7 protein-coding genes and 5 pseudogenes are annotated in these 13,519 nt (G+C 56.1%); 10 read left to right on the plus strand and 2 right to left on the minus strand.

The window, feature by feature from the left end; translation table 11 throughout:
* Positions 1-2: 2 nt before the first annotated feature.
* Together LK04_RS00005 and LK04_RS00010 are read right to left on the minus strand one after the other, a co-directional pair.
* A pseudogene (locus LK04_RS00005) lies at positions 3-944 on the minus strand (malate:quinone oxidoreductase); the annotation flags it as partial.
* A gap of 569 nt (positions 945-1,513) precedes the next feature.
* Entirely contained in the window at positions 1,514-1,756 is a 243-nt protein-coding gene (locus LK04_RS00010; RefSeq protein WP_039333369.1) for a DUF1158 domain-containing protein, read from the minus strand.
* Between the two features lie 283 nt (positions 1,757-2,039).
* Between LK04_RS00010 and mntP the strand changes: the two genes are divergently transcribed.
* The 10 genes and pseudogenes from mntP to LK04_RS00060 all read left to right on the plus strand — a co-directional run bounded on the left by mntP (position 2,040) and on the right by LK04_RS00060 (position 13,457).
* Positions 2,040-2,594, plus strand: a complete 555-nt coding sequence (mntP, locus tag LK04_RS00015; RefSeq protein ID WP_059109752.1) for a manganese efflux pump MntP — start codon at positions 2,040-2,042, stop codon at positions 2,592-2,594.
* A gap of 648 nt (positions 2,595-3,242) precedes the next feature.
* Positions 3,243-4,244: pseudogene (gene dgcN / locus LK04_RS00020) on the plus strand (N-acetyltransferase DgcN).
* Position 4,245: 1 nt separating this feature from the next.
* A pseudogene (dgcA, locus tag LK04_RS00025) lies at positions 4,246-5,212 on the plus strand (N-acetyl-D-Glu racemase DgcA).
* Positions 5,213-5,227: 15 nt separating this feature from the next.
* Positions 5,228-7,092: pseudogene (locus tag LK04_RS00030) on the plus strand (dipeptide ABC transporter ATP-binding protein).
* A 21-nt stretch (positions 7,093-7,113) separates the two neighbouring features.
* Positions 7,114-8,655 carry a glutathione ABC transporter substrate-binding protein gene (locus LK04_RS00035; RefSeq protein ID WP_039333359.1) on the plus strand — a complete coding sequence of 514 codons (1,542 nt, stop codon included), beginning with the start codon at positions 7,114-7,116 and terminating at the stop codon, positions 8,653-8,655.
* A gap of 100 nt (positions 8,656-8,755) precedes the next feature.
* Positions 8,756-9,685 carry an ABC transporter permease gene (locus LK04_RS00040; protein ID WP_039333357.1) on the plus strand — a complete coding sequence of 310 codons (930 nt, stop codon included), beginning with the start codon at positions 8,756-8,758 and terminating at the stop codon, positions 9,683-9,685.
* On the plus strand, positions 9,685-10,569 hold the full coding sequence (locus LK04_RS00045) for an ABC transporter permease subunit (RefSeq protein WP_039333356.1): 885 nt from the start codon (positions 9,685-9,687) through the stop codon (positions 10,567-10,569). The genes LK04_RS00040 and LK04_RS00045 overlap by 1 nt, the downstream gene beginning before the upstream one ends.
* 2 nt (positions 10,570-10,571) lie before the next feature.
* On the plus strand, positions 10,572-11,630 hold the full coding sequence (locus tag LK04_RS00050) for a P1 family peptidase (RefSeq protein ID WP_039333354.1): 1,059 nt from the start codon (positions 10,572-10,574) through the stop codon (positions 11,628-11,630).
* Between the two features lie 87 nt (positions 11,631-11,717).
* Positions 11,718-12,538, plus strand: a pseudogene (locus LK04_RS00055) (M55 family metallopeptidase).
* A gap of 82 nt (positions 12,539-12,620) precedes the next feature.
* Positions 12,621-13,457 (plus strand): fumarylacetoacetate hydrolase family protein, encoded by an 837-nt coding sequence (locus tag LK04_RS00060; protein WP_039333352.1) that lies wholly within the window; start codon positions 12,621-12,623, stop codon positions 13,455-13,457.
* Positions 13,458-13,519 lie beyond the last annotated feature (62 nt).

A 13,519-nucleotide genomic window follows, 5' to 3' on the forward strand; every position in this document is an offset into this window, starting at 1 on the left:
CCATCCAGCACGCGGGTATCCACGTGTGGCACGGACATCGGCGGTGCGCCAACGCTGGCTTTACCGTACACCTTCGCCATGTGCTGTTGCACCACGTCTGGGTTTTCGGTCACCAGGAAAGAGCCGCCCACCGGGAAACCGGCGTAGCCTTTCACTTCTGGAATGCCGGATTTCTGCAGCAGTGGCAGCGCTGCGCCGCCCGCACCGATAAACAGCTGGCGGGTGATCAGCACGCGATTTTCACCGCTGGTGAGATTATGCAGGCTGACCTGCCAACGACCATCATTCAGGCGCTTGATATCACGCACTTCCTGGCGCAGACGCAGGCGGAAATTAGGTTTCTTCTCTAAAGAAGCAATCAGTTGGCGCGTGACTTCACCGAAGTTCACGTCAGTACCCATGTCGGTCCAGGTGGCGGCCACTTTCTGCTTACTGTCGCGTCCATTCATCACCAGTGGGATCCACTGGGTGATCTGTTCACGGTCTTCAGAATAATGCATGCCACGGAACAGAGTACTTTTTTGCAGTGCCTGGAAACGTTTGCGCAGGAATTCAACGTTATCGTCGCCCCAGACAAAGCTCATATGCGGCGTGCTGTGAATAAAGCTTTTAGGGTTGCGCAGGTTGCCCTTCTGAACGTGGTACGCCCAGAACTGACGGGAAATCTGGAAGGATTCGTTGATCGCCACCGCTTTGGCAATGTCGATGCTGCCATCCGCCTTCTGTGGCGTATAGTTCAGCTCGGCCAGCGCAGCGTGACCGGTACCGGCATTATTCCAGCCGTTGGAGGACTCCACCGCGACATCATCGAGGCGTTCCACCATTTCAATCGACCAGTCTGGCTCCAGATCCTGCAGCCATGTGCCTAAGGTCGCACTCATTACGCCTGCACCAATCAGCAGAACGTCAACGTCTTTTCGTTCCTGAAGTTTTGCGCTATCCATGCCAGCGGCGGCTAGCGCCAGGTTTACCGCAGTGTTGCTCATGAGGCGACATCTCCTCTCTCTGTTGACCTGAAGCTCAAGGTTCGCAGGCGAAACAGCCACGCTTCTTTCGAGCGCGTCGCGCTGTTTCTCAAAGGTTAAGACTCAGGTTTAAGTCATGGGGACGATAACGGTTAACTGCACGTTATGCATATGCATTTGAATATAACATTCTCGTATCGGAATTAAACGTTTGTTTATTTTTTAAAGGCGGAAATGATTCAGCATAAGAATTAATCAGCTCAACCCCGCTGGTATAAGGGATTTTTATCCTTAATCAGAGAGTTATGGTAACGCAGTTGTTGCGATATTGTGAGAGGAAAAGGCATGGGATGGTTGCTTAGTGAGCTGGATCACAACTTAACACTATGATTAAATTGATTTAATGTGAAATTGATTTTTTATGCGGTTTTTCTGTTGCGCATGTTTCGCCAGGTTCTGTAAAAATAATGTTACATTCCTGTGGTTCTTAAATTATCTGCCGCGTTCTGCTTTGGTCAGAAGAAAAATGCATCACGCAGCGGATAACATCATGCCTTGGACCAGAGGCGCCAGGCGAAACGGATGACGAAAAATTCAATCGCGCCGAGGATCAGGAACCACAGGCAGAAGACGATGGTGTAGAGCTGATTTACATCCTGCAAATGCAAATTCTCTTGCAGTTGTCTGGCCAGCGTGACGCCAAACTGAGGTGCTGGCAACAGCAGGGCAGAGAGAAAGCCCAGCAGCAAAATACCACCAGGGATGATTAACGTTTCAAACGGGTTTTTCATCGCAGTTTTCCTATCAATAAGCGCGGGCATTAGCGCACAAAAGGGCGCAATGGTGCAATCCCCGTGCCGCTCAAGCCTCAGAATTTTCTTCAATTCCATTCACTTAGCGACATAAATAGCGCAAGTTAAGAGTTATAGCCTTTGCTATACTTAAATCCATGATTTTACTGTCTTTTTTTTGGCGTTTTTGCGTGCTAGACTGCGCGCACTTTTTTATTACTGAACAATAGATGCGGAAAATTGCCTGTTTGAACGCTTTTTCCGCGGCATTGATTGAAAACCCATGACATTTATCGCAACTCTGATTCTGGATGTCGATGGAAAAGGACAAAAGCACCAAAGCATCCTTGCATCGCCGAATTTCAAAGAAGCGCTACGCACGGGCTTAATTTTTGGTGTCATTGAAATGCTGACACCGCTGATTGGCTGGGCCATTGGTCTGGCTGCCAGCCGCTACATTATGGCTTGGGATCACTGGGTGGCATTTGGCCTGTTAACCGTACTCGGCGGCCGTATGATGATGGAAGGTTTTCGTCAGACGGCGGATGAGCCGTGTGAGGCGCCACAGCGTCATGGCTTTATGGTGCTGGCACTGACAGCGGTAGCAACCAGTCTCGATGCGTTGGCGGTGGGCGTCGGCCTCGCCTTCCTGCAGGTGAATATTATTCTGACGGCAGTTACCATTGGTGCCGCCACCACTATTATGGCAACCACCGGCGTGATGGTGGGACGTTTCATTGGCCCGGTGATGGGCAAGTGGGCAGAAGTCTTGGGCGGCGTGGTGTTAATCAGTATCGGTTGTACCATTCTCATTGAGCATCTGAATCTGTTCAGCTAACTATACCCGTCATACTTCGAACCGCAGCTGCGTTGGCTGCGCGTGCTCACTCCAGTCACTTACTGATGTAAGCTCCTGGAGATTCACCCACTTGCCGCGTGATTCGGCCTTCGGCCTCACCTTCGGGCCAGCGCAAGCGCTGTTCAAAGCGCCGTAAGGCACTTTTGTGCTGCAATTCGAATTATTTAGGTATTGGATCCCATTTTTGTGATCTGGTTCAAAAATATTTGCGTGAAAAATGCGCGTTAGTTATACTTTTCGCATATTTCTTCAACAATTTTTGAGCCAGGTAATCATGAAACGCTTTTTCCGCTACGTGTTCCGCGCCTATGTCGAGACCTTTAAACACGTCCCGCCAGGCGCGCTTTAAATACCCGTCATACTTCGAACCGCAGCTGCGTTGGCTGTGCGTGCTGCGATTCGAATTATTTAGGGTATTTCACCCGTGAATGGCCCTACGATTTTCTTATCTCTCCGCCAGTTCATCCTACTTATTGCCTCAAAAAAATCCTTTCTAGCGCTGGCACCATCAGTTTTTGATCTGGCTAGCCTGACGTTATACCCCGCCACCAAACAAGCATTCGTCACCTTTTTCTCCGCATGGAATAGTCGATTCAGGCCTCTAACCCGTCTGAAACGAGAAACATCATGCTGATCCCTCAACCCTATTTACTGTTCCTTGGCGATGTCACCGATCCACTGGCTGCTAAAACCGCGCGCGCATTCATGTCTGGCGACCGGAGCAGTGCGTGGGCGAAATTAAACTGCCGGGCTGTACTGTCAGCCTGGGTCTGGACGTGCTCGATATTGCAACGGCAAAAGAGCGTGGGGCAAAAACCCTGGTACTGGGTACCGCTAATGCCGGTGCTATCTGCCTGAGCACTGGCTTGAAACCGTTAAAGGTGCCATTAAAGCCGGTATGAACGTGGCCAGCGGTCTGCATCATCGTCTGGTGGATGAGCCGAGCTGGTGGCGTTAGCGCAAGAGTTTGGTGTGGAACTGTTTGACCTGCGCCATATGCGTCCAAAACTGAATGTCGGCAGCGGTAAGAAGCGTACAGGTAAGCGAGTGCTTACTGTTGGCACCGACTGCTCGGTGGGCAAAATGTACACCTCACTGGCACTGGAAGCCGCCATGCGTGAGCGCGGCATGAAAGCTGATTTCCGTGCCACCGGCCAAACCGGCATTCTGGTGGCGGGTGAAGGGATTGCGATTGATGCGGTGATTGCCGACTTCATCGCCGGTGCGGTTGAAGCGTTGTCACCGGCCAATGACGCCGACCACTGGATATCGTGGAAGGTCAGGGTTCCCTGTTCCATCCTTCTTATGCGGGCGTCAGCATGGGTCTGATCCATGGTGCGCAGCCGCACTGGCTGGTGATGTGTCATGAAATGGGCCGTCCACATATGCGTCATTTGCCGCATCAGCCGATGGTCAGCCTGAAATTGTGTTGAAGCCAACCTGCGCGCCGCTCATGTCACCAGCGACAATGTGCAACTGGCCGGTTTCGCCATCAACACCTCAAACTACAGCGAAGCGGAAGCGCGCGCCTTCTGCGCAGAAGTCAGTGCCGAATTCGGCGTGCCAGCAACCGACCCAGTGCGTTTTGGTATTGCAGATATCGCTGCACTGCTGCAGGAGCGTGGCTAATATGCGGCGCATGCAGATTGAAGTGCTTGAGCTGCCGCTGGCGCGTCCCTTTGCGATCTCACGTGCACACGCACGGCTGTAACCGTCATCCGCGTCACGCTGGAGCAAAACGGTTTTATTGGTCGTGGCGAATGCACACCGGACGCCCGCGCTACGATGAAAACGCCAGACAGCGTGCAGGCCGAACTGGAAGCGCTGGCGCGAGGATGTCGAAGCTGGCTTAAGCCGTCTCGATCTGCAACGTCGTATCTCTGCCGGTTCAGCGCGAAATGCGCTGGACTGCGCGCTGTGGCGTCTGGATGCGGCACTCGGCCAAACAGACGCTGTGGCAACAGTGTGAGCGGGTTGCACCGCCTTCGGTGATTACCGCTGAACCTTAAGCCTCGATTCAAGTTGAAAACATGGCCGCGGCGGCGGCGGATGCGGTTTCACGCGGTGCCATCCTGCTGAAATTAAGCTTAATCGCGATGAGATTCTGGAAAAGGTTGCGGCGATTCGCGCCGTTGCACCGCGTGCCACGCTGATCATTGACGCAACGAAGCCTGGTCAGGTGTGGATCTGCACAGCCTGCTCACCGCTTTGCAAGCCTACAACATCGCCATGGTCGAACAGCCACTGCCTGCCGGTCAGGATCAGGACTGCAACGTTTTCCCCATCCCATTCCGGTGTGTGCCGACGAAAGCTGTCACACCCGTGAAGATATCGCGCAGCTGCGTAATCGCTACGAAATGATCAACATCAAGCTGGATAAATGCGGTGGTCTGACCGAAGCCTTGGCGATGGTCGAAGAAGCACAGAAGCTGGATATGCGTTTGATGGTGGGCTGCATGTTGGGCTCTTCACTGGCGATGGAAGCCGCGCTGCCGGTGGCGATTGCCGCCGAGCATGTCGATCTGGATGGCCCGATTTGGCTGGCCGCCGATAGCTCACCTTTCCTTACCTACGCTCAAGGCCGAATCCGGCTGTAACCGCACGAGGCAACGATGACGGACACTTTACTTACTCCCAACGCCGCCAGCGTTGCCGGTTCCGCGCCGGTCCTCGCGATTCAGGATCTCAGCGTCTCGTTTCGCGGCCGCAGCGGCGAAACCAGGCTCTCAAAGGCATCAGTTTTGCGATTCATCCGGGCGAAATTGTCGCCGTGGTGGGCGAAAGCGGCTCAGGAAAATCGGTCACGTCGCTGGCGGTGATGGGCTTACTGGCAGCATCGGGGCGCATCGATCGCGGCAGCATGCAGTTCCGCGATCGCCAAGGCAAAGCGCATGCCCTGGAGAAGCTGGATGAAACACAGCGCCGTGCGTTACGCGGCCGTGAGATGGCGATGATTTTTCAGGAGCCGATGACCTCGCTCAACCCGGTATTGCGGGTAGGCGATCAGCTCACGGAAGCGCTGCGCGATCACCAGCTGTGTGATAAACCCACGGCGGATGCACGTGCGCGTGAACTGCTGCGTCAGGTGCGTATTGCTGATGTCGATCGCATCATGAAAAGCTACCCGCATTCGCTGTCGGGTGGCATGCGTCAACGCGTGATGATCGCGCAGGCATTGGCCTGCGATCCCCAGTTGTTAATTGCCGATGAACCGACCACCGCGCTGGACGTAACGGTTCAGGCGCGCATTCTTCACATCCTGCGCGATCTGCAACGTGAAAAGCAGATGGCGGTACTGTTTATTACCCATGACATGGGCGTGGTGGCGGAAATCGCCGACCGTGTGGTGGTAATGCTGCGCGGTGAAGTGGTAGAGGAGGGCACAGTCGATGAGATTTTCAACGCCGCTCAACATCCTTACACCCAGGCCCTGCTCGCGGCGGTGCCCAAGCTCGGCGATATGCGTGAGCACAGCTGGCCGCAGCGTTTCCCATTGCTGGGTGCGCCACACAGCCATAACGCGGAACAGCGCACCGCCCGTTATGACGAAACCCCACTGCTGGATGTGCGTGGCCTGAAAGTCTATTACCCGATCCGCAGCGGAATCTTCTCCGCGCTGACGCATCAGGTGCACGCGGTCGAGCAGATCGACTTCAGCTTATGGCCGGGGGAAACCTTAGCGATTGTCGGCGAGAGCGGCTGTGGCAAATCCACCACGGGCCGCGCGCTGATGCGTCTGATCAACAGCCATGCCGACAGCATCCATTTTCAGGGCAGTGAAATCGCCGATCTCAAAGAGGCGCAGTTCCAGCCGCTGCGTAGTGAAATCCAGATGGTGTTTCAGGACCCGTATGCCTCACTCAATCCACGACTCACCGTTGGGTTCACCATTGCGGAGCCCCTGTTGCTGCACGGTTTGGTGAAGTCGCTGGAGGAAGCCACGCCGCAGGTGAATGCCTTGCTGAAAAGCGTCGGTCTGTTACCGGAACATGCCCAGCGTTACCCGCATGAGTTCTCTGGTGGCCAGCGTCAGCGCATCGCCATCGCGCGTGCCATGGCGTTGAAACCCAAAGTCATCATTGCCGATGAAGCGGTGTCCGCACTGGATGTGTCGGTGCAGGCGCAGGTGGTGAATCTGATGATGGACCTGCAACAGCAAACCGGTGTGGCATGGATTTTCATCTCGCATGATATGGCGGTGGTGGAACGCATCGCTAATCGCGTGGCGGTGATGTACCTCGGCCAGATTGTTGAACTGGGGCCACGTCAGTCGGTATTTAACCAACCGCAACATCCTTATACCCAACGTCTGCTGGCCTCGGTGCCGGTGGCCGATCCACAGAACCGTCAACCCCGCATTTTCGAAGACAGCGAGATCCCCTCGCCGCTGCGCAAAGTGGGCGAAACGGTCACAAAACCCCGTTATCGCCAGGTTGCGCCGCAACACTGGGTCGCTGACGACATTGCATCGCGTTAACGCTCAATACCAGGAGATTTCATGAAATCGAATTTTCGCCGTGCTTCACTGGCTGTTGGATTGACCCTCGCGCTGGCTGCTGCCGCGCAGGCGCAGGATCTGCGCATCTCAATGTATGCAGATATCACCGGGCTGGACCCGCATGATACCTCGGACAACGTCAGCTACTCCGTACAGAGCGGTATCTTTGAACGTCTGTTCCAGTTTGATGCCAAGATGAAGCTGCAACCCTGGCTGGCGACCAGTTACACCAGCAATGACACCGCCACCGAATTTACCCTGACGCTGCGTAAAGGCGTCACCTTCCAGGACGGCACGCCTTTTGATGCCGAGGCGGTAAAAGCCAACCTTGAACGCCTGGCCGATCAAACCAAAGGGCTGAAGCGTAATAGCCTGTACAAGATGATTGCCAAGGTCACGGTGCTGGCACCGGATCAGGTGAAAATCGATCTCAACCAATCTTTTGGTGCCTTCATCAACACTCTGGCGCACCCGTCGGCGGTGATGTGGAGCCCGGCGATCCTCAAGCAGTATCCAGAAGAAGCCCAGTTGCGCTTACATCCGGTCGGCACTGGCCCGTTCAAGTTTGTCGAGTGGCAGCCAGGCAAAGCGGTTTCGCTGGTGAAGTATGACGGCTACTGGCAGAAAGGCTGGCCGAAGGTGGATAAAGTGACCTTCTCACCGAGCCCAGAAGACGCAACGCGCGTAGCGGCGCTGAAATCAGGGCAGGTCGATGCGATCTGGCCACTGCCATCGGACCTGATCGCCACCGTGCAGAGCGACAGCAAATTGGCGATCCAGCGCGATCCGAGCATTTACCTCTATTACATGGCGATTAACACCCAGCATAAACCGCTGGCCGACGTGCGAGTGCGCCAGGCGATTAACTACGCCATCGACCGCGATCTGTGGCTGAAAGTGGCGTTCGCCGGTATGGGTAAAGCGGCTACCTCTGCCATGCCAGAGGGGGTGCAGTTCTACCAGAAGCAGACTGAGCCAAACTACCGCTATTCCGTCGACCAAGCCAAAGCACTGCTAAAAGAGGCGGGATATCCGAACGGGCTGGATCTTAAACTCTGGACCACCAATGCCACCGCCAGCGTGCGTGCAGCACAGGTATTGAAAGCGCAGCTGGCGACTGTCGGCATTCGCGCCACCGTGACGCCAATGGATTCCGGCACGCGCAACGCCAAGCTGTGGGGCGTGAAAGATCCGAAGCAGGCAGAATTTGACCTTTACTACGGTGGCTGGTCAACCTCGACCGGTGATGCAGACTGGGCGCTGCGTCCGCTGTATGCCACCGAATCCTGGGTGCCAACCTCGTATAACGTTTCCTACTTCAGCAACCCGGATGTGGATAAAGCCATTGCCGGTGGTTTAGCCACGGCCGATCCGGCCAAGCGCGGCGCAGCCTATGCCGAAGCGCAGAAACTGTTGTGGAAAGATGCACCTGTCGCCTTCCTCGGCACGCCAGATAACCTGGTGGGTAAACGCAGCAACCTGAGCGGTGTGTCGATGCTGCCGGATGGCAATTTCCTCTATACCCAAGCGGCATTTAAGTAAGGCGATGCGGGTATTGGTCGCCATAAATGGCGACCCTACTTTGTAGGGTGCGCATTTATGCGCACCTGAATACCGACCGCACTCACCATAAAGGAAGCGCATGTTCGCATACATCATTCGTCGACTACTGGAGATGATCCCCGTCCTGCTGGTGGTCTCGTTACTGGTGTTCGGCTTTATCAAGCTGCTGCCGGGCGATCCGGCGCGCATTTACGCCGGACCTGATGCGCCGATCGAAGCGGTCGAAGCCGCACGCCAGCATCTCGGTCTCAACGATCCGTTGCCGCAGCAGTACGTTAACTGGATCGGTGGATTACTGCGTGGCGATCTTGGTGTGACCTATCGCACCCAACAGCCGGTGCTGGACGTCATCAAACAGGGCTTTATGCCTACGCTGTGGCTGGCGCTGGCAGGGTTTGCCTGGTCAGTGATCCTCGGCTTGTTCCTCGGCGTTTTCGCGGCGCTTAAACGCGGAAAATGGCAGGACTGGACGCTAATGAGCGTCGCCGTGGGCGGCATCTCAATGCCGACCTTCTGGCTGGGGTTACTGCTGATCCAGTTCGTCGCCATGCCGTTTGGTCTGTTTTCGGTCAGTGGTTTCAATAAAGCCAGTGACATCATTCTGCCCGCCATCACTCTCGGTTCCTCCGTGGCCGCCGTGATGGCGCGCTTCACCCGTTCCGCCTTCCTCGAAGTGGCACAGGAAGATTATGTGCGTACCGCCAAGGCCAAAGGGCTACGCAACCGGCTGGTAACGTGGAAACACGTGATGCGTAACGCACTGATCCCGGTGATCACCATGTTGGGTCTACAGTTCGGTTTTCTGCTCGGTGGATCGATCGTGGTGGAGAGTGTCTTCAACTGGCCGGGATTGGGCTGGCTGTTGATCGAGTCGATCAAAGCACAGGATCAACCAGTGATTCAGGCGTTGGTGATGCTGTTCGTGTTTGAATTTATTGTGATTAACCTGCTGGTGGATCTGCTTTACGCCGTGGTCAACCCAGCCATTCGCCTGCGACAGGAGTCGTGATGAGTACACAATCTCTGTCTGCCGCATCACCTCAGAGCATTCGCTCGCCGTGGCGCGATTTTCTGCACGCCTTCGTGCGCAACCCGCTGGCGCTGGTGTCAGGCGGTTTTGTCTTGTTGCTGGTGCTGGTGGCGATTTTTGCCCCGTGGCTGGCACCCTGGGACCCGATGGCACCGGACTGGATGGCGCTGTCATCACCGCCGTCCTCGGCACACTGGATGGGCACTGATGAACTGGGACGCGACCTGCTAAGCCGCATCATCTATGGTGCGCGCATTTCGCTCTATGTCGGCGTGCTGTCGGTGACGTTGGGCATGGTAGTCGGTGTGTTCTTCGGCTTGCTGGCGGGCTATTACGGCCGCTGGGTGGATATGCTCATCATGCGCGGTGCTGATGTGCTGTTCGCTTTCCCGGGCATGCTGCTGGCGATTGCGGTGGTGGCGATTCTCGGTCCGGGGCTGAATAATGTGATCATTGCCGTGGCGGTGTTTAGCGTCCCGGTGTTTGCCCGCATTGTGCGTGCCTCCACCTTGTCACTAAAACAAGCGGCCTACGTGGAAGCGGTGCGCTGTGCGGGCGCGCCAGATCGGGTGATTCTGCTGCGCCATATTCTGCCGGGTACGCTCTCCAATGTGATTGTCTATTTCACCATGCGCATCGGCACCAGTATTCTGACGGCAGCGGGCTTGAGTTTTATTGGCCTCGGTCCAGAACCCGATGTGCCAGAGTGGGGGAATATCCTGGCGATGAGCCGCAGCATGATGATGGCGGGCTTATGGCACGTCAGTGTCTTCCCCGGCCTGGCGATCTTTATTACCGTGCTGGCGTTCAACCTGCTGGGTGATGCGCTGCGCGATACGCTCGATCCTAAACTGAAGAGCTAAACATGGATTTTCAACAACTGCAGCGCGATCTGCTGCTGCAACGCTGGCGCAGTGAGCGACAGCTGGGACAACCGCGCAGTGCCTGTGGCCCGACCAATCGCATCAGCGATGTGCCCGGCGTGCGCGTCGGCCATCACACCTTAGACAACGGTGAGATGCAAACTGGCGTCACGGCAATTGTGCCGCCCGGCGACAACCTGTTCCTCAACCCATTACCCTGCGGTGCGGCGGTATTTAACGGTTTCGCCAAGCCGGTTGGACTGGTGCAAGTGGAAGAGTTGGGAGTACTGCAAACGCCGATCTTACTGAGCAACACGCTGGCGGTGGGCACGCTGTTTACCACTCTGGTGCGCGATGCTATCAGCCGCAACCCGGAACTAGGCCGCAGCCTGCCCACGGTGAACCCGTTAGCGTTGGAGTGCAATGACGGCTGGCTTAATGATATTCAGGCATTAGCGGTGACCGAAGCCATGGCGCAGCAGGCACTGGATTCCGCCCAGACCGATTTCGCGCGTGGCAGCGTCGGAGCGGGGCGCGGCATGAGCTGCTTCAGTCTGAAAGGCGGCATCGGTACCGCATCTCGCCTCATTCCTTCCCTGAATGCCACGCTCGGCGTGCTGGTGCTGGCCAATTTTGGTGCGCTCACCGCCCTGACGCTCGACGGTGTGCGCCTTGGCGAGATGATTGCCCCATTGTTGCCAGAGCTGACACCACAGCGTGACGCCGGTTCCATCATCATTATCATGGCCACCGATGCCGCGCTGGATGCGCGCCAGTTGAAGCGTATCGCTAAACGCGCCGGGGCGGGGTTAGGGCGTTTGGGCAGCTATTGGGGGCATGGATCCGGCGATATCGCCGTGGCCTTTTCCACCCAAACCACGCCACAGCCGCCGGAAGATGCCGCGCTGGAACCGCTGCTTGCCGCCGCCGCCGATGCTACTGAACACGCGGTGTTAGATGCCTTACTGAGCGCTGAGGCGGTCAGCGGTTTTCGCGGGCATCACCGACCGTCATTGACGGAAGTACTGGATAAACTGGCGACGACATCTCGGTCGGCATAAATGCCGCCCCTACAAAAACATGTGATACCCGTAGGGTCGCCATTTATGGCGACCTTGTTCATCACCGCACGGAACTAACATAACCTCATGAAAATCTTTATCTCTGCCGATATTGAAGGTATTGCGGGCGTGATGCGTCCGGAGCAGTGCTCGCCTGGCCATGCGGAGTACCAGCTGGCGCGTGGACTGATGGAACAAGAGGTGAATGCCGCCATTGACGGTGCCTTCGCAGGCGGAGCCACCGAAGTGGTGGTCGCAGACAGCCACGCGCACTGACCAACCTGCGTGCGGAAAACATCGATCCGCGCGCGCGTATGGTACAGGGCAAACCGCGCGGTTTATCGATGGTGGAAGGCATTGAGCAGCAGCCGTTTGATGGCCTGTTTTTTATCGGCTATCACAGCGCGGCGGGTGAACCCGGCGTACTGGCTCACACCATCAATGGTCGTGCGTTCTGGCGTATCCACATCAACGGTAAAGTGATGGGGGAAAGCGATATTTATGCCGCTGCCGCTGCCGAGCAGGGTACGCCGCTGTGGTTAGTCAGTGGCGATGATCAGTTGCAGGGCTGGATAGCGGAGCACTATCCGTCAGTGGATTATGTCTGCGTGAAACGCGCGATCTCTCATACCTGCGCCGAATCCATCAGCCCGCAGGCGGCACAGCACGCCATTCGCCATGCCGCTACGGCCGCTGTACAGCGCGCCCGCCAGGTCAGCACCACACGCCTGACGGCACCCTATGAGATGCAATTACAGGCCAGCAAACCGGTATTAGCGGATTTATTCAGTTTGATTCCCGGTGTGACGCGCATTGATGCGGTGACCGTTGGTTATCGTGCCGATCAGATGGGCACCTTGATCAGCCTGCTCAGCGCCTTCTCCTATCTGGCCAGTACGCAGTCGTAGGCATATTCTTTGCAGGTCGTACCGCATTTCCTGCTGGCTTTTGGTAACCTGCGCGCAATTTATATATAACAACGAGGCAGTCATGCAGCTCTGCAGTTTTTATCTTATTGACCGGGAAAGAAAAAGTTACGGAATCGCCTTAAATGAGGGCGTCATTGACCTCGGTTTACGCCTTGGGGGCGAATGCCCAGACCTGAAATCTTTGTTGCAACGCGGCGCGCTAAGCGACCTCGAGGCTTTTCGCACGCAGCCGGTTGATTACCCGTTCAGCGCGATCCGCTTCCTGCCAGTGGTGGAAAATCCTGGTAAAGTGTTCTGTGTTGGCATGAACTACGCTGACAAACGCAAAGAGTTTGCGGAGACTATCGAAGCCCCGACGCTGTTTGTCCGTTTTGCCGATTCACTGGCGGGGCATGAGCAGCCGTTGCTGAAACCGGCCACCACCCAAGAGTTCGATTACGAAGGTGAGCTGGCGGTGATCATCGGTAAAGCAGCTTATCAGGTCAAAGCTGCGGATGCCCTGCAGTACGTCGCCGGTTACAGCTGCTTTATGGATGCCACAGTGCGTGACATGCAGTTCACCTGGTTTACCGCCGGGAAAAACTGGCAGCAGACCGGCGGTTTTGGTCCGTGGATGACCACCGCGGATGAGATCCCCGATCCGCAGCAGCTGGCGATCAAAACCTGGTTAAATAAGCGCGAAGTGCAGAACGACACCACCGCCAGCATGGTGCATCCGGTGGCGAAAATCATCGAGTACATCTCTGCGTTCAGCCCACTGTCGCCGGGCGATGTGATCATCACCGGTTCACCGGGCGGCGTGGGTAAAAAGCGTACGCCACCGCTGTTTATGTTCCCGGGTGATGAGATAGAAGTGGAAATAGAGAAGATAGGTCGTCTACATCATTACATTGCTTAACGCCCGTCATACTTCGAGCCGCAGCTGCGTTGGCTGCGTGTGCTCACCCCAGTCACTTACTC

Source organism: Pantoea vagans (assembly GCF_001506165.1).
Lineage (GTDB): Bacteria > Pseudomonadota > Gammaproteobacteria > Enterobacterales > Enterobacteriaceae > Pantoea > Pantoea vagans_C.